Source organism: Tetragenococcus halophilus subsp. halophilus DSM 20339 (genome assembly GCF_003841405.1).
Lineage (GTDB): Bacteria > Bacillota > Bacilli > Lactobacillales > Enterococcaceae > Tetragenococcus > Tetragenococcus halophilus.
Genome location: NZ_PXYA01000001.1, coordinates 508,966 through 527,162 on the forward strand (window position 1 = coordinate 508,966; position 18,197 = coordinate 527,162).

14 protein-coding genes are annotated in these 18,197 nt (G+C 36.7%); 5 read left to right on the plus strand and 9 right to left on the minus strand.

The window, feature by feature from the left end:
• Positions 1-54 precede the first annotated feature (54 nt).
• The 6 genes from C7K42_RS02420 to pcrA all read right to left on the minus strand — a co-directional run bounded on the left by C7K42_RS02420 (position 55) and on the right by pcrA (position 8,699).
• Positions 55-1,089 (minus strand): diacylglycerol kinase, encoded by a 1,035-nt coding sequence (locus C7K42_RS02420; RefSeq protein ID WP_014124841.1) that lies wholly within the window; start codon positions 1,087-1,089, stop codon positions 55-57.
• Between the two features lie 9 nt (positions 1,090-1,098).
• A complete protein-coding gene (gene gatB, locus C7K42_RS02425) occupies positions 1,099-2,529 on the minus strand; it encodes an Asp-tRNA(Asn)/Glu-tRNA(Gln) amidotransferase subunit GatB (protein ID WP_061840261.1) in 1,431 nt (476 codons plus the stop codon).
• Positions 2,530-3,999, minus strand: a complete 1,470-nt coding sequence (gene gatA, locus C7K42_RS02430; RefSeq protein WP_103091698.1) for an Asp-tRNA(Asn)/Glu-tRNA(Gln) amidotransferase subunit GatA — start codon at positions 3,997-3,999, stop codon at positions 2,530-2,532. It lies immediately after the preceding gene.
• On the minus strand, positions 3,999-4,304 hold the full coding sequence (gene gatC, locus C7K42_RS02435; protein WP_103099536.1) for an Asp-tRNA(Asn)/Glu-tRNA(Gln) amidotransferase subunit GatC: 306 nt from the start codon (positions 4,302-4,304) through the stop codon (positions 3,999-4,001). The genes gatA and gatC overlap by 1 nt, the downstream gene beginning before the upstream one ends.
• 88 nt (positions 4,305-4,392) lie before the next feature.
• A complete protein-coding gene (ligA, locus tag C7K42_RS02440) occupies positions 4,393-6,435 on the minus strand; it encodes an NAD-dependent DNA ligase LigA (RefSeq protein ID WP_014124845.1) in 2,043 nt (680 codons plus the stop codon).
• Between the two features lie 14 nt (positions 6,436-6,449).
• The gene (gene pcrA / locus C7K42_RS02445) at positions 6,450-8,699 is read right to left on the minus strand and encodes a DNA helicase PcrA (protein WP_014124846.1); all 2,250 of its coding nucleotides are present in this window, start codon (positions 8,697-8,699) and stop codon (positions 6,450-6,452) included.
• A gap of 191 nt (positions 8,700-8,890) precedes the next feature.
• Between pcrA and C7K42_RS02450 the strand changes: the two genes are divergently transcribed.
• From C7K42_RS02450 to C7K42_RS12835, 5 genes are all read left to right on the plus strand, one after another.
• Positions 8,891-10,426, plus strand: a complete 1,536-nt coding sequence (locus tag C7K42_RS02450) for a ClC family H(+)/Cl(-) exchange transporter (protein ID WP_014124847.1) — start codon at positions 8,891-8,893, stop codon at positions 10,424-10,426.
• 164 nt (positions 10,427-10,590) lie between these two features.
• Complete coding sequence (locus C7K42_RS02455; RefSeq protein WP_069028957.1) at positions 10,591-11,346, plus strand: DeoR/GlpR family DNA-binding transcription regulator; 756 nt, start codon at positions 10,591-10,593, stop codon at positions 11,344-11,346.
• Positions 11,343-12,257 carry a 1-phosphofructokinase gene (gene pfkB / locus C7K42_RS02460; protein WP_014124849.1) on the plus strand — a complete coding sequence of 305 codons (915 nt, stop codon included), beginning with the start codon at positions 11,343-11,345 and terminating at the stop codon, positions 12,255-12,257. Before C7K42_RS02455 ends, pfkB begins: the two co-directional genes overlap by 4 nt.
• A gap of 12 nt (positions 12,258-12,269) precedes the next feature.
• Complete coding sequence (locus C7K42_RS02465; protein WP_014124850.1) at positions 12,270-14,207, plus strand: PTS fructose transporter subunit IIABC; 1,938 nt, start codon at positions 12,270-12,272, stop codon at positions 14,205-14,207.
• A gap of 271 nt (positions 14,208-14,478) precedes the next feature.
• The gene (locus C7K42_RS12835) at positions 14,479-14,652 is read left to right on the plus strand and encodes an SPJ_0845 family protein (protein WP_014124851.1); all 174 of its coding nucleotides are present in this window, start codon (positions 14,479-14,481) and stop codon (positions 14,650-14,652) included.
• Positions 14,653-14,698: 46 nt separating this feature from the next.
• On the opposite strand, the gene yihA is transcribed toward C7K42_RS12835, so the two are convergent.
• The 3 genes from yihA to tig form a co-directional block, all read right to left on the minus strand.
• On the minus strand, positions 14,699-15,280 hold the full coding sequence (gene yihA / locus C7K42_RS02470) for a ribosome biogenesis GTP-binding protein YihA/YsxC (protein WP_103099535.1): 582 nt from the start codon (positions 15,278-15,280) through the stop codon (positions 14,699-14,701).
• Positions 15,281-15,347: 67 nt separating this feature from the next.
• Positions 15,348-16,604, minus strand: coding sequence for an ATP-dependent Clp protease ATP-binding subunit ClpX (gene clpX / locus C7K42_RS02475; RefSeq protein ID WP_103097087.1), 1,257 nt, complete (start codon positions 16,602-16,604; stop codon positions 15,348-15,350).
• 217 nt (positions 16,605-16,821) lie between these two features.
• Positions 16,822-18,105 carry a trigger factor gene (tig, locus tag C7K42_RS02480; protein WP_094243542.1) on the minus strand — a complete coding sequence of 428 codons (1,284 nt, stop codon included), beginning with the start codon at positions 18,103-18,105 and terminating at the stop codon, positions 16,822-16,824.
• Positions 18,106-18,197: the final 92 nt, after the last annotated feature.

Consider the following 18,197-nt stretch of genomic DNA (forward strand, 5'->3'; position numbering starts at 1 on the left):
AAACACTTCATGTGCTCCCTTTTTTCAATACAAATATTCGTTAATAGCTTAAAGTTAGCTATTTTCATCATTTTCTTTGTTTTCATCATCGATTTCTTCATCATTTAAACGTTCGACTTCTTTGATGAATCCTTCACTGATTTCTTCCAGCTCTTCTTCAGTCGATACGGCACTATCTGGTATCTCATCTACATCGGCAAACATTTCAATGTGCTGGTGCAGATTTTCAAAAGTCATAGGTGCATCGCCACCGTATTCTCCATCTAAATTGATCATTAATCGTTTTTGTGATTGCGGTACGGAAACTTCTAATTTAGTCGTCTTCGTATAAATCACTCGGGGGTCTTCAATGTGTTTTCCATTTCTGAGCATAATCGCTACTAAATGTAAAACTTCAAAGATATTCGCGGTTTTTACGATAATTAAAGAAAATTTGCCATCATCAAGTTTAGCGTCAGGAACAATTTGTTCAAACCCACCGACAGAATTTGTTAACCCTAAGAAAAACATAGAAGCTTTGCCATCATATTCTCCTTCATCAAATTTCAAGTGCATTTTGATGGGTCTAATTTGCGGCAGTAACTCCGCGCCTTTTGCTAAATAAGCTAGATAACCAAACACTCTTTTTAACTCTGAAGGAACTTCATAGGTTAATTCTGTTAAATGTCCACCCGCTGCAATATTAATAAAATAATTGTTAGGCGTCTTACCGACATCCATTTTTACTGTCTGATTTTTTAAAATAACTTCAGCAGCCGCTTTTATATTGTCTCTTGGAATTTTTAAGGCTCTAGCATAGTCATTTGTTGTACCTCCAGGAATAATCGCCATTTTTGGACGTCTTTCTAAAGGAGCTATTCCATTGACTACTTCGTTGATTGTGCCATCACCACCTGCTGCAACAATGAGATCAAAGCCAGCTTGCCCTGCTCTTCTTGCTTCATTTGTTGCAGAATATGGAATCGAAGTCGTAGCAAACGCACTTGCCTCATAGCCTGCTTTTTCCAAAACAGCTAAAATGTCAGCCAAGTTTCTTTTCATAGACTCTTTTCCTGAAGTTGGATTATAAATTACCCGCGCTCTTTCCATGATTACCTCTTATCGTTTCTCTAGTTCTTCTTTTAACAGTTTATTGACTACACCTGGATTGGCTTTACCTTTAGTGGACTTCATAATTTGACCTACCAAAAAGCCAATCGCTTTGTCTTTTCCATTTTTAAAGTCATCAATCGATTGTTGATTATTATCTAAAACTTCATTGATCATTGGCAGTAACTGTGCTGGATCTGATAATTGTATCCAACCATTGGCTTCTACGATTTCTTTAGGTTCGCCGCCTTTTTCAATTAACTCTTGGAAAACTTTCTTAGCGATTTTAGAACTTATCGTACCATCACTGATCAACTGTATCATGCCAGCTAAATTACTTGCTGTCAATTGTGTATCGGCTAAATCTAGTTTTTCGCTATTAAGGTAAGCTGAAACATCTCCCATCAGCCAGTTTGAAGCTTGCTTAGCATCCGCGCCTTGTTGAATGGTTTCTTCAAAGAAATCCGACATTTCTTTTGATAACGTAAGCACTTTGGCGTCATATTCTGGTATGCCCAGTTCATTGATATAGCGTTGGCGACGATCTTTAGGCATTTCTGGTAGTGATTCTCTGATCTTATCTACCCAAGCATTATCAATTTCAAAATTCGGGATGTCTGGTTCCGGGAAGTAACGATAATCAGACGAACCTTCTTTTACCCGCATTAACACTGTTTCGCCTGTTGCTTCATCAAAACGGCGTGTTTCTTGTTGTAAAGAACCGCCAGATAGTAAAAGTTTGGTTTGACGTTTTTCTTCAAAAGCTAAACCTTTTCGCACGAAGTTTAGAGAATTTAGGTTTTTCAATTCAGTCTTAATACCAAATTCTTCTTGGCCTAAAGGACGTAATGAAATATTCGCATCACAACGTAGTGACCCTTCTTCCATTTTCACATCAGAAACACCGGTAAATTGGATAATTGAGCGTAAAGCGTCTAGATAAGCATAAGCTTCTTCAGGAGAACGCATATCCGCTTCAGAAACAATTTCGATAAGCGGTGTGCCTTGGCGGTTTAAATCAACATAAGAATAGCCACCGATACCATGCATATTTTTCCCCGCGTCTTCTTCTAGATGGACACGTTCAATCCGAATTTTTTTCTTTTGACCTTCAACATCAATTTCAATCCAGCCATCATGACCAATAGGATCATCAAGTTGAGAAATTTGGTAGGCCTTTGGATTATCTGGATAGAAATAATTTTTTCGGTCAAAATGGGTTTCTTGTGAGATATCACAGTTCAAAGCTAAAGCGGCTTTCATGCCATATTCTAAAGCAGATTTATTTATTACTGGCAAAACACCTGGATATCCCCAGTCGATAACATTAGTATTGCTATTGGGTTCTGCTCCAAAATGAGCAGGAGCAGGAGAAAAAATCTTCGTATTGGTTTTTAATTCTACGTGGACTTCAAGTCCGATCACAGTTTCGAAGTTCATTTACTTACTCCTTTCAAATATTTCAGATTTTTTATTATGGAAATCCGTTGTTTGTTCAAAAGAATACGCTGCTTTGTAGATTGTTTCTTCATCGAAATGATTTCCAATTAATTGTAGTCCGATTGGCAAGTCATTAGAAAAGCCGCAAGGAAGTGACATACCTGGCAAACCAGCAAGGTTCACTGGAATGGTCAAGACATCGTTAGTATACATCGTCACTGGATCATCGATCTTTTCACCTAAGCCAAAAGCAACTGTTGGTGTAGTTGGGCCCAGAATCAAATCATAATCAGCAAATACATTTTTAAAATCTTCTCTAATCAGCGTACGAACTTGTGCCGCCTTTTTAAAGAAAGCATCATAATAACCAGCGCTCAAAGAAAAGGTTCCTAACATGATACGACGCTTCACCTCATCGCCAAAACCTTCACTACGTGAGTTAACATAGACATCTTCTAAGGTTGCTGCATTTTCACTGCGATAACCATAACGAATACCATCATAACGCTGTAAATTAGAACTAGCTTCAGAAGAAGCGATAATATAATAGGCAGCTACACCATATTTAGAATGAGGTAAACTGACTTCTTCTACTGTTGCGCCCAGTTTACGGAAAGTGTCTGCTGCTTTTAAAACAGCCTCCTTAATATCAGAATCTACGCCTTCATCTAAATATTCTTTAGGCAAAGCGATTTTCATCCCCTCGATCCCGCTATCTAGTTCGGCTGTAAAATCAGGCACGCTTTTTCCAGAAGAAGTTCCATCTTTTTCATCAAAACCACTAATTGCGTTTAAAGCCAAAGCGTTATCTCTAACCGTACGTGTCAATGGTCCAATTTGGTCTAAAGAAGAACCAAAAGCAATCAGACCAAAACGAGAAACGCGTCCATAAGTTGGCTTCATACCAACAATACCGTTAAATGCTGCTGGTTGGCGAATTGAACCTCCCGTATCAGTCCCTAAAGAAAGCGGGATTTGACCGCTGGCTACCGCTGCAGCAGAACCGCCTGAAGAACCCCCCGGAACTTTTGTTTGATCCCATGCATTTTTTGTTTTTTTAAAGTAAGAATTTTCCGTACTACCACCCATAGCGAATTCGTCCATATTTAATTTTCCTACAGGAATCATATCGGATTGATAAACTTTATCCATGACAGTCGCGTCATATATTGGTTCAAAATTGTATAAAATCTTAGAAGCGGCAGTTGTCAGAAGATCTTTAGTTACGATATTATCTTTGATTCCGATCGGAAGTCCTGCTAGGATATTTTCTTCACTAACACCTTTTGCATCAATTGCTTTTGCCATTTCTAAAGCTTTTTCTTCATTTAAAGTGATAAAAGAATCAATATCTGTTTCTACTTCTTTAATACGATCAAAAGTTTCTTGAATTAATTCAACCACTGTTATTTCTTTTGACACGAGTAAAGCATGTAATTCTTCCAATGTTTTACCGTAAATTTTAGACATTATGCTTCACTCTCCTTTTCATCAAGAATCGCAGGTACTTTTATAAAACCATTTTCGGATTCTGGTGCATTTTTCATTAAAGCGTTGCGATCAGTACCATTTAATGGTTGATCTTCTCTTATTACATTAATTTCATCATTGACATTAGAAGTAAGTGCGACATCAGTTGTATCTACTTCTTCTAGCGTTTCGACTAGATCAATAATTTCTCCTAATTGCTCAGTAAACTGATGTAATTCATCTTCTGAAAAAGATAGTTTTGCTAATGCGGCTACATGTTTTGCTTGTTCTTCACGGATCGCCATAATATCCCCCTCAATTGTATCTTCATTATATTTTTACAAATTATTTTCACTGTATTATATCACTTTATTGAAAATCATTGAATAATTATCAAAAAAAGTTTACATTATTATTTTTTTTGGTCGAACTATTTTCCAATGCTTCAACCATCTGATCTTCCTGCCAAACGGTAACATTTAAATCTTGCGCTTTGGTTAATTTACTCCCTGCATCCTCGCCAGCTACAACGATATCTGTATTTTTAGAAACACTCTCAGTGACTTTACCTCCCAGATTTTCAATCTGTTTTTTAGCTTCTGAGCGAGTATACTGATTTAATTTCCCTGTTAATACAACCGTCTTATCTTTAAAAACAGACGCTACTTCCGCTAATTCACTAGAAGTCTTACCTAAGTATTCAAAATTGACCCCCGCTTTTTCTAATTTAGTTAGTAGTTCATCCATTTCTTTTTTAGAAAAATAGGTCACAACGCTATCAGCAATTGTTTCTCCCAAGGTATAAAGAGAATTGATTTCTTCTTTTGAAGCTTTTTGCAAGGCGCGGACGGTTTTAAAATGCTCAAGTAATATTTTAGCTGCCTTAGCTCCAACATGCCACACACCCAAACCAAAAATCAAACGGTCAGCTGAACGACCTTTACTTTCTGCAATGGCGTTTAAAATATTGTTCGCTGATTTATCTTTAATTTTTTCAAGGCCTAGTAAATCTTCTTTTTCCAGATAATATAGATCAGCCACATCTTTAACCAAGCGATTTTCATACATCTGATCTAATATTCGCGGACCTAGGCCTTCGATATTCATCGCGTTTCTTGAAACAAAGTGATTAAGCCCTTCTTTGATTTGTGCTGGACATTTTGGATTAATACAGCGCAGTGCAACTTCTTCATCCAAATGGACCACTTTACTGCCACAAACTGGACAAGTTTCCGGTGCCTGATAAGGCTCACTGTCTTTGTCCCGTTCTTCAAAAATTACGTGAGCGACTTCAGGAATAATATCGCCAGCTTTGTAAATGACGACTTTATCATTTATTCGAATATCTTTTTCTTGAATATAATCATCATTATGCAGACTTGCCCGGCTTACAGTCGTTCCTGCTACTTTCACAGGATCCATGATCGCCGTTGGGGTTAAAACGCCTGTACGCCCCACTGGCCACTGAATGTCTCTGATAACTGTCTGAGCCTCTTCAGGCGGGAACTTATAAGCAATGGCCCAGCGAGGAGCTTTGACAGTATAACCCAGTGTCTCTTGTTGATCAAAGTCGTTTACTTTAATCACCACACCATCGATCTCATAGGGCAAATCTCCACGTTTTTCTTGGAAGTCTTCAATATAATCCCAGACTTCATCAATGGAGCGACAAAGCTTGCGTTCTTGGTTAGTTTGAAAACCTAAATCTTCTAATTCTTGTAAGGCCTCGTATTGGGAAGAAGAAGAAAGAGAATTGGTATCTGCCACAGAGTATAAGAATGTACTTAAATTTCGTTTAGCGGTTATTTTAGTATCTAATTGCCGTAGACTTCCAGCCGCAGCGTTTCTGGGATTCGCAAATATATCTTGCCCCTCTTCTTCGCGATTTTGATTCAAACGCATAAAAGACTTTTTGGGCATGTAACATTCGCCCCGGGCTTCCAAAGTAACTGAATTTTTTAATTTTAATGGAATAGAGCGCACTGTCTTAAGGTTTTCTGTAATGTCTTCACCGACCGAGCCATCGCCGCGAGTTGCTCCTTGCACTAACTTTCCATCTTCATAGCGTAAAGAAACAGATAAACCATCGATTTTTAACTCACAGGTATAAGATACTTGATGGCCTAAAGCTTTTTGTACACGTTGATCAAAAGCTGTAATATCTTCTTTATTGAAAACATCGTTTAAACTATACAAAGGAACATTATGAACAACTTTTTCAAAACCTTCTAATACCCTACCGCCTACGCGTTGAGTGGGCGAGTCTTCGGTTACTAATTCAGGATGCCTATTTTCAATGTCAACAAGCTCTTGATATAAAGAATCATAGACAAAGTCTTCGACACTGGGGGCATCCTTTACATAATATTCGTAGGAATACTGGTTTAATTGCTCTCTTAGTTCTTTGGCTCTTTTTACCACTGAGTCTTCAACCATTTTTCTTGTCTCCTTTATTCCACTTTTTCAATTGGCGCAAAAGCTGCCAATAATCGTTTAATTCCCATATTAGGAAAAGCAATATCAAGTTCTACGTCTTTTTGATTCCCACTAACTTTTACGACCGTGCCTACTCCCCATTTTTTATGTTTGGCTTTATCCCCAATTTGCCAATCTGTATTTTCTGCAACTGTTGGATTTTTAGTGGAGACTGCTTTACTTCCAGCATTTCTTTTAGCAGCAAAATTTTGGCGCTCTTGAGGCTCCCTTGCAGAAATACGTTGATTTTTGTAAATAACCGGTTGATCAGAAGACAATAATTCTGGATCAATTTCTTCTATAAAGCGTGAAGGACGATTGTATTGTGGTTTTCCGTATAACATTCTAGAAAGAGCATTTGTTAAGTATAGTTTTTCCTCCGCACGTGTAATACCAACATATGCTAAGCGACGTTCCTCTTCTAATTCGCTTTCTTCTATCGCTGCACGAGCCAGCGGGAAGATATTTTCTTCCATTCCGATGAGAAAAACCACCGGAAATTCTAAACCTTTTGCCGCATGCAGGGTCATTAAAGTGACTTCTGAGCTTTCTTCTTCATATTGATCCACATCAGAAAGCAAAGATAAGTCATTAAGAAAAACAGTCAACTTATTTTCTGGTGATTCTCTGTCTTCTTCTGCTTGATTTTCATACTGCTTATCAAATTCTTGTGTAACAGTAAGAAATTCATCTAAGTTTTCCAGACGGGCTTGGGCTTCAAGTGTATTTTGAGATTTTAACTCATCGTAATACCCGCTTTTTTGTAATACCTCTTCTGTTAATTCTGTCATGGACAAATAGGGAATCATTTGATTAAAATTAACCATCATATCGCCGAATGCTTTTAATTTTTTCATTACCTTACCACTTATATTCGACAATTCAATATTTTCCGTTGCTTCTAAAAGCGGCATGCCGTTAAAATCGGCAAAATCATTTAACTTCTCTAACGTTCCCGGTCCAATACCACGTTTGGGTACATTAATAATACGCGCTAAACTCAGTGAGTCCTCAGGATTAGCAATCGCATTTAAGTAAGCTAGGACATCTTTGATTTCTTTCCGATCGTAGAATTTATGTCCTCCCACCATAGTGTAAGGAATATTAGCTTTTAATAACATCTCTTCAATGACACGAGATTGTGCATTTGTACGATATAATACAGCAAAGTCTCCATATTCTTTTCCTTCAGTGTCAATGGTTTGCTGGATATTTTTAACTACAAATTGCGCTTCATCTCGCTCAGAATCTCCCCGATAGTAAGAGATTGTTTGTCCAGCTGTATTATCTGTCCATAATTTTTTATCTTTACGGTTTTGATTGTTTGTGATGACTTGATTAGCAGCTTGTAAAATATTTTTAGTCGAACGATAATTCTGTTCTAAGTAAATCGTTTGTGCTTCAGGATAATCTTTTTCAAAGTCCAAAATATTTTGCATATCTGCGCCACGCCAACCATAAATACTTTGATCAGCATCTCCTACCACACATAAATTTTTTAATCGTTTAGCTAAAAGGTTAACTAAAATGTATTGCGCATGGTTGGTATCTTGATATTCATCTACATGGATATATTGAAATTTATTTTGATAATACTGTAAAACTTCTTCATTATTTTTAAGTAATGTAATAGTATTCATGATTAAATCGTCAAAGTCCATGCTTTGATTTTTGCGTAGTTCTTTTTGATATACTTCATAACAACGTCCTACAATCTCTTCAAAATAGCTCCCTTGCGTTTGTTGATACTCTTCAGGTGTAAGTAAAGCATTTTTGGCGTTGGAGATGTTTCCTAAAATCCCTCGCGGATCATATTTTTTAGGATCGATGTCGAGTGTTTTTAACACATTTTTCATTAATGTGCGTTGTTCGGCAGGATCCACTATTGTAAAGTTTTGTGAATAGCCGATAAGATCTACATCTCTTCTTAAAATACGGACACACATTGAATGAAAGGTCGAGACCCAAACACCTTCTGCTTGAACATCTAGTAAAGCTTTCACCCGTTCTTTCATTTCCTTGGCAGCTTTATTTGTAAAAGTAATCGCCAAAACATTCCAAGGATTTACACTTTTTTCTTCAATTAAATAAGCGATACGATGTGTTAGTACACGTGTTTTCCCACTACCCGCACCTGCCATTAAAAGTAATGGACCTTCAGTTGTTGTGATTGCTTCTTCTTGTTTTTGATTCATGTTTTTTAATAATTCTTTTTGGGATGGCACCGATAAACATCCTTTCTTTTTCAATCCATTCAATTATAGCATGTTCTTTTCTTTCAATAAACCGAACAGTGCTCACTCCCTGCTTTTTGACAACGTTTAAAAACAAATGATACCATTTGTTTTTTAGTTATTATAAAAAAATATTTGTCCTTAAAGAAAAAGCGCGGTAAACTTATAACGAAGGTGAAAAAATGTTAAATAAATTTAATAAAATTGAACAAACAAGATCGATATTTATTTTAAAGGGTGTGATCGTCGGACTTATTTCTGGAGTTTTAGGAAGTATCTTTCGTCTAGCGGTTGAAAAAATGACCGAATATGTCCAAAATTTCTATGTGTTTTCGCAGAATGAGCCTCTATGGCTTATTCTTTGGGGCGTAATATCTGTTGTTATCGCATTATTTGTAGGTTATCTGATTAAGGGACAACCTCATATTACCGGCAGTGGAATTCCACAAGTTGAAGGCATGTTAGAAGAAGAAGTTCATTATCGTTGGTTTCCAGTTCTTTGGCGTAAATTTGTCGGTGGTATCCTTTCAGTAGGGACTGGTTTATTTCTGGGACGTGAAGGTCCTTCGATCCAATTAGGCGCTTCTGTGGGACAAGGATTAAGTAATATGTACCACTCTCCTAAATACGAGCAAAAGATTTTAATTTCTAGCGGCGCTAGCGCCGGTTTAGCGGCCGCTTTTAATGCGCCTATCGCAGCGGTATTATTTATTGTCGAAGAGATTCATCATACCTTTTCCCCACTGATCTGGTTAACTTCTCTTGTCTCAGCAATTATTGCTAATTTTATTTCTCTTTATATATTCGGGCTACAGCCTGTTTTGTATTTGGGACATATGCAGGATTTACCTTTAAAATATTATGGTTTACTCATGATACTAGGAATAATTTTAGGTGTTTTAGGCAGACTCTATCAAAAAAATTTACTCGATCTGCCAAAGTGGTTTAACAAATTACCTATTCCCGCTGCTTTTTACGGGATTGTCCCTTTAGTACTAGTGATTCCAATTGGCTTTTATCTTCCACAACTTTTAGGTGGGGGTAATCAAATTATTTTAAGTTTGGAAGAAAATCATTTTCCACTTCTTCTACTTTTGTTCTTATTTTTATTACGTTACATCTTTTCCATGATCTCTTATGGTTCCAATCTTCCAGGAGGGATATTTTTACCTATTTTGTCATTAGGTGCTATTTTAGGAGCACTCTTTGGGGAATTTTCAATTAGCTATTTAGGTGTTGAAGAATATTATTTAAAAAACTTTATTATTATTTCAATGGCTGGTTATTTTACAGCTATTGGAAAAGCACCTCTTACAGCGATTATTCTTGTCACGGAAATGGTCGGCTCGATCAATCACTTAATGCCACTAGGTTTTGTTTCTTTGATCGCTTATATTGTAGTAGATTTGCTGGGAGGACATCCAATCTATGAATCTCTGCTTGATCGCTTAGTTTCCCATAAAAAAATTGCCAATACAAATGAGAAGACAACAATCGAGTACCCAGTCACTGCTGAAAGTGTGTTAGATGGTTATGCAGTCCGTGACTTTTCTTGGCCAAAAGACACATTGCTAGTGGCTATAAGACGTGAACAAGAAGATATTATACCGCACGGCGATACAATTTTACAGATGGGAGATATGCTTATTATCTTAACAGACAGCCAGCATGCCGCCTTGGTAAAAAAAGAATTGAGACAAAAGACTTTGATTAAATAAAATGATCTAGCAAAAGTGTCAGTAAGTAGGACTTAAAATCATTGCTTACTGACACTTTTTTTGACTATATCGCTATTTAGCAAAATAATTGACTGATTATGCTTGTTTTTGATTGATATTGAAAATAAATCGTGATAAAATGTGTTCGGAAGGATTGATTGGAAATGCTTACAGAAAAGAGACATCAAATTATTTTAGATCTTTTGACTGAAAATAATGTAATCACAGTAAGCGAACTTATGAAACCGCTCAAAGCATCAGAATCAACTGTTCGTCGTGATTTACAAAATCTTGAAGAACAAGGAATGCTTGCTCGTGTTCATGGGGGCGCAAAAAAACCATCACATCTCACTTTTGAAGCCTCGATGGATGAAAAAGAAGAGAAGTTTCATCAACAAAAAGTTCAGATCGCAAAATTTTGCGCTGATTTACTAAATAAAGAAGATGTTATCTATCTTGATGCAGGAACAACTACAATTGAGATGATTCAGTTTATTTCACAGGATCTATCGATTAAAGTCGTTACAAATTCAGTAAAACATGCTTCTCTTTTAATCGATCGGCAAATTGAAACGATTATCTTAGGGGGTACGATTAAGCTATCAACAAATGCCACTTTAGGTTCTACCGCCCTTCAACAATTAGGTAAGTTTCGTTTCAGTAAAGCTTTTTTAGGAATGAACGGTGCTGAAGTAGAAGCTGGTTTTACTACACCAGATCCAGAAGAAGCAGCTGTCAAAAAATGGGCGTTAAAACAGAGTCAACAAAACTATGTATTAATTGACCATTCGAAACTTCAGCAAATCGCTTTTGCTCAAGTTGCTCCGTTAAAAGCGGCTAAAATTATTACTGATAGTTGTCCATCAAAACTTCTAAAGGATTTCCAAGAACAAACAATGCTAAAGGAGGTCAAGCAATGATATACACCTTAACACTAAATCCTTCAATCGATTACATTGTTCACATCAAGCAGTTAAACACTGGAAATGTAAATCGTATGACAGAAGACTTTAAGCTTCCTGGAGGAAAGGGAATCAATGTTTCTCGTATTTTACAACGTATTGGTTCATCTTCTTGTGCCCTTGGCTTTTTAGGTGGTTTTACTGGCGATTTTATTGAAAAATGGTTGGTTGAAGAAGGCATTCGCAGTCAATTTACTAAAGTTGAACAGGATACGCGAATCAATGTTAAATTAAAAGCTGAAGAAGAAACAGAAATCAATGGATTAGGCCCTGATTTAAATGACGATGAAATTAATCGTTTGAAGTTCACCCTCTCTGAACTTATTACTACTGGCGATATTGTTGTTTTATCAGGAAGTACGCCTGGTAGTCTACGAGAAGGTTTTTACCAAGAATTAGTGAAGATCATAAAAGAAAATGGTGCCGAATTTGTGATTGATACAACGGGTGATGATTTACTCGCTGCTCTGCCAGAAAAACCATTGTTAGTAAAACCAAACAACCATGAATTAGCTGAACTCTACCATACAAACTTGCAATCATTAGATGATATTATTACTTATGGGAAGAAATTGTTAACTGATGGCGCCAAAAATGTGATTATTTCTATGGCTGGCGATGGCGCTTTATTGATTACAGAAGATGGCACTTACCTTTCTAATGTTTTAAAACATGAAGTTAAAAATTCAGTCGGTGCTGGTGATTCCATGATTGCTGGTTTTATCGGAGAATTTTCTAAAAGCAGCGATGCGCTAGAAGCTTTTAAATGGGGCGTTGCTTGTGGCAGTGCGACGACTTTTTCAGATGATCTAGCTAGTGCTAAATTTATTAACGACTTGTTACCAGAAATAACAGTTAAAAATATATAGGAGGCTTATATAATGAATATCAATGATTTATTGATTAAAGAAGCCATGATTATGGATCTGCAAGCAACAGAGAAAAAAGCTGCGATCGATGAGATGGTACAAAAGCTTTACGATGTTGGCAGAATTACTGATATTGACCAATTTAAAGATGGAATTTTAGCGCGCGAAGAACAAACTTCTACTGGCTTGGGCGATGGCATCGCTATGCCTCACGCAAAAAATGACGCTGTAAAAGAAGCGACTGTTCTATTTGCTAAAAGTAAGCAAGGCGTGGACTATGAAGCGCTTGATGGACAGCCAACTTATCTGTTTTTTATGATCGCTGCTCCTGAAGGCGCTGATGATACCCACTTACAAGCCTTGGCTGCCTTATCACGTCAATTAGTCAACCAAGACTTTGTAGAAGAATTAAACAATGCTCAAACACCTGATGACGTTCAAGCGGCTTTTGCACAAGTGGAACAAGATGATGATGAAGAGCAAGAAGAACAAACAGATCAATCATCTGCAGAAAAAACGGAATCAACTGATTCAGCTGATCGTCCATTTATTGTGGCTGTAACAGCTTGTCCAACAGGAATTGCCCATACTTATATGGCAGAAGACTCTCTGAAAAATCAAGCTAAAGACATGGGGATTGACATTAAAGTCGAAACTAATGGTTCTGAAGGTGTCAAGCACCGTTTAACTTCAGATGATATTGCTCGTGCAAGTGGCGTGGTAATTGCTGCTGACACGAACGTAGAAATGAATCGTTTCGGTGGTAAGCCTGTCGTTTCTCGCCCAGTTAGTGATGGTATTCGTCGACCTGAAGAGCTCATCAACAATGCTTTAAGTGGGAATGCTTCAATTTATCAAAGTAGTGAGGAACAATCAAGCCAAAGCCAAAGCAGTTCTGAAGGCGAAAAACAATCCGTCGGACAAAAGATTTATAAAGATTTGATGAATGGTGTATCTCACATGCTACCATTTGTTGTTGCCGGTGGAATTATGATGGCTCTTTCCTTTATGATCGACCAATGGATGGGCGTTCCACAAGATGCTTTAGATCAATTAGGAAATTATAACCAAGTCGCTGATTGGTTCAACCAAATTGGTAATGCTGCCTTTGGCTTTATGCTTCCGGTATTAGCTGGTTTTATTGCAATGAGTATTAGTGACCGACCAGGTTTAGTTACTGGTTTTGCTGCTGGTGCGATTGCTGAACAAGGCGGCGCTGGATTTATCGGTGCTTTAATAGGCGGTTTCGTTGGTGGTTATGTTGTTGAATTTCTACGTAAAATATTAAAAGGTCTACCGCAATCACTAGATGGAATTAAAACCATTCTGTTCTTCCCTTTCTTTGGTCTTTTAATTACTGGCTTCCTTATGCTTTTAATTAACGTTCCAATGAAAGTAATCAATGATGGATTGAACAGTTTCTTACTGAACTTAAGTGGCGCTAATGCGGCCTTATTAGGTGCACTATTAGCTGGAATGATGGCTATTGACTTAGGGGGGCCTTTCAATAAAGCAGCTTACGTTTTTGGTACAGGTACGATTGCAGCAACAATTGCTCAAGGCGGAAGTCTTGTAATGGCAGCTGTTATGTCTGGTGGTATGGTTCCACCTTTGGCAATCTTTGTAGCCACTCGCTTATTTAAAAATAAATTTACTGAGCAAGAAAATCAAGCTGGTTTAACTAACGTTATTATGGGAGCTTCCTTTGTAACTGAAGGTGCCATTCCATTTACCGCTGCTGACCCACTTCGCGCAATTCCAAGTTTTGTCGTTGGTTCTGCAATCACTGGTGGTTTAGTTGGTGCTATGGGCATTCGTTTGATGGCTCCTCACGGCGGTATCTTTGTCATTGCTCTTGTTAGCCAACCGCTATGGTATATATTATTTGTTATCATTGGCGCAATTATTGCAGGCGTTATGTTAGGTCTTTTGAAAAAGCCAATTAAATAATTATATGATCTTTTCATTAAAAAGCTTCGAGTAAAGAGAAAATTCTTCTTACTCGAAGTTTTTTTCATATCTAGTATGTACAACACTATTGTTCAAAAAGATAACTAGTTCGTTAATTTCTGAAAGTACTGTTTTTAATTCTGACTAATCTCATTGTTTTGTCACTTTAATGTACTTATAAAAAATTTTTTTAAAGTGTTGTTAAAATTATTCCGTTTTATATGCAATAACAAAAATTTCGTGATAGACTACTTTTAGTGGAGGTGGTATTATGGGATTAAAATTTAAACAAGATAATATCTTAGATCAAAAGTTTGATGAATTCGCCTTTCTACCCGATGAAGACAAAAATAAAAAGGATGAAAAGCAAGACTTAGAACGCTTCTTACATCCAGAGTCTAAAAAAGATAAAGAAGAAAATACAGTCGAAAAAAATAAAAAATAAAAAAGTTCCGAGAAGTACGATTATTTCGCCTACTCTCGGAACTTTTTTATATAAATTCTTCTATCGCTTTCCAGGCTTCTTCTTTACCTTCTTTAGTTACAGTCGAGAACACCACGAAACGATCATTTTCATCAAAATCCAAGATTTCCTTAATTCTACTTATTTGTTGCTCTCTCTTATTCTTAGCCACTTTATCAGCCTTAGTTGCGACGACAATCACTGGAAAATTATAATACTTCAAAAAATCATACATTTGTATGTCCCCTTCTGAAGGGTCATGACGCATATCGATTAAAGATACAACCGCTTGTAGTTGCTTACGATTGGCAAAATATTCATCAATCATCTCACCCCACTTGGCGCGTTCTTGTTTTGACACTTTAGCATAACCATAACCTGGTAGATCTACAAAGTGAAATTTATTTTCGATCAGATAAAAATTAATGGTTTGCGTTCTACCTGGTTTAGAAGAGGTACGTGCTAATTTTTTTCGATCAATTAAAGTATTGATAAACGAAGATTTCCCCACATTTGAACGTCCTGCTAAAGCAACTTCAGCTAAAGCAGATTTAGGATATTGTTTCTTGGAAACAGCACTGATGACAATTTCTGCTGCATGAACTTTCATAACTTCCTCCTAGTTGACTTTTTAGAAACAAAACCGGATAGAAATCACTCTATCCGGTTCAATGTAACTAGCCTGCTTTTTTCTCTTCTTCATAGGTAATTTCTGGCGCGCTGGTGCCATTAACCGCACCTTCAGTAATATCGACTTTCTTAATTGATTCTTTAGAAGGAACGTCAAACATCGTATCCATCATGATTTCTTCAATGATCGAACGTAGTCCCCGAGCACCTGTACCACGCTCAATCGCTTTATTAGCAATAGCTGACAAACCATCTTCATCAAATTCAAGTTCAGTATCATCTAAAGCCAACAATTTCTTATATTGTTTAACTAAAGCATTTTTAGGTTCAGTTAAAATACGAATCAAATCATCTTCTGTCAATTTTTCTAAAGCTGCTGTTACAGGCAAACGACCGATAAATTCTGGGATCAAGCCAAAGTTTAGCAAGTCTTCTGGAATAATATTTTGCATTACGCTATCATCTTCTGAAATACTTTGATTATTAGCGCCAAATCCAATCGTTTTATCACCTAAGCGATTCTTAACAATAGCGTCGATGCCGTCAAAAGCCCCGCCAACAATAAATAAGATATTGCTTGTATCAATTTGAATCATTTCTTGTTGTGGATGTTTACGTCCGCCTTGTGGAGGTACACTTGCAGTAGTACCTTCTAAGATTTTCAGCAGTGCTTGTTGTACGCCTTCACCTGAAACATCTCGTGTAATCGAAACATTTTCGCTTTTACGTGCAATCTTATCGATCTCGTCAATGTAAATGATCCCTTTTTCAGCTTTTTCAACATTATTATCTGCTGATTGTAAAAGTTTTAAGAGAATATTTTCTACATCATCACCAACATAGCCAGCTTCGGTAAGACTGGTTGCATCTGCAATCGCAAAAGGTACATTCAAAGTTCTTGCTAATGTTTGCGCTAAGAAAGTTTTTCCCGAACCAGTAGGACCAATCAAGCAGATATTACTTTTTTGTAATTCTACGTCTTCTTCGTCTTCATTTTTAGAAGAAGCTTGTGCATTTACTCTTTTATAATGGTTATAAACAGCTACTGATAATGCTTTTTTAGCTTCATCTTGTCCTATAACGTAGTCGTTTAACGCATCTAAAATTTCTTGAGGTTTTGGTACTTCAGTAAGTTCTTGGTCAACATCTTCATAAAATTCTTCATCGATAATATCTTTACATAAATTAATACATTCATCACAAATGTAAACACCCGGACCGGCAACGATTTTCCTTACTTCTTCTTGTGTTTTACCACAGAAAGAACAGCGAACCGGTTGATTTGTATTTGTGTTGTCATACATAGTGTTCACTCCTTGTTTAGCGATTTAGAAATACCTAACTTTTCTATATAAAAATCGCTTAATACAGTTATTTGTTCATAAACAACCTTTCATCATTTTAGCACACCTAAAATAAAAGAAAAAGCTTTTTAACCTTGTTAATTAAGGTTTTTTAAAAAAGACGACCTACAATTAAATGCAGATCGTCTTTAATACATTACTATTATCTAACCGATTTTTATTCTTCGATAGCTGTAGAAGTTACAAGGTCCACTGCTTTTTTCATATTAATATCATGTTCAAGCATATCTTCTGATAAAACAGAACGAACTTGTGCTTCTGGCATATTGTAATTTTCAGCTAAATCTTTAATTTCAGAATTAACTTCATCTTCAGTTGCTTCAAAGCCTTCTTTGGCTACAATAGCTTCAATAACCAAGTTTGTTTTCACGCGTGTACCAGCTTCACCTTCGAATTGTTGATCCAAGTCTTCTTCGCTAGTCCCTGTGATTTGGTAATACATTTCAGCGCTGATACCTTGTTGTTGTAAATTATTCAAGAATTCGTCTTTTGCTCTTTTTACTTCATCTTGAATCATTACATCTGGCAGTTCAACCACTTCAGCATTATCAACTGCTTGTTTAATTGCAGATTCTTCAACAGCATCTTGTGCTGCTTTTTCTTTACTTTCTTGCATTTCTTTGTGATATTTTTCTCTTAGTTCATCTAAAGTTTCGACTTCGTCGTCCAGGTCTTTTGCTAGCTCGTCGTCTAATTCTGGTAGTTCTTTTTCTTTTACTTCATGAACTGTAACCTTAAATACCGCTTCTTTTCCTGCTAGATCTTCTGCTTGATAATCTTCAGGGAAAGTAACTGTCACATCTAGGTTATCGCCTGCTTTAACGCCGACTAATTGTTCTTCAAAACCAGGGATAAATGAGTTAGATCCTAGTTCAAGTGAATGATTTTCTGCTTTTCCACCTTCAAAGGATTCTCCATCAACAAATCCTTCAAAATCGATCACGACAGTATCGCCTTCAGCTGCTGGTTCATCTTCTTTGATCACCATTTCAGCATGTTGGTCTTGTTCACGTTGCAGGCGATCTTCTACATCTTGATCAGTGATTTCACGTTCTTGTTTTTCAACTTTCAAATCTTTGTATTGACCCAATTTCACTTCTGGTTTTACTGTTACTTCAGCTTTGATAACCCAGTCTTGACCTTTTTCCATGCTTTCAATATCTACCTTAGGTTGAGAAACAGGATCGATTCCAGCTTCTTGTACTGCAGCTTCGTAGTTGCTAGGTAAAAGATCATTCACTGTGTCTTCATATAAAGCTTCTTCACCATACATACGATTAAAAACACTACGTGAAACCTTTCCTTTACGAAAACCTGGAATATTAAGGTCTTTTTTTACCTTATTAAATGTTTTAGTTAAGCCTTCTTGAATCTCTGATTGTGGAATAGAGAATGTTAACACACCATCATTGGTGCCAGTTTTTTCCCATTTTGCAGTCATGTAATTCCCTCCGAATTGATTAATAAATTTACATATGAAATAGTTTCATGCATACCTATAAATAGTACACTAACGCTTTTAAATTGTAAACA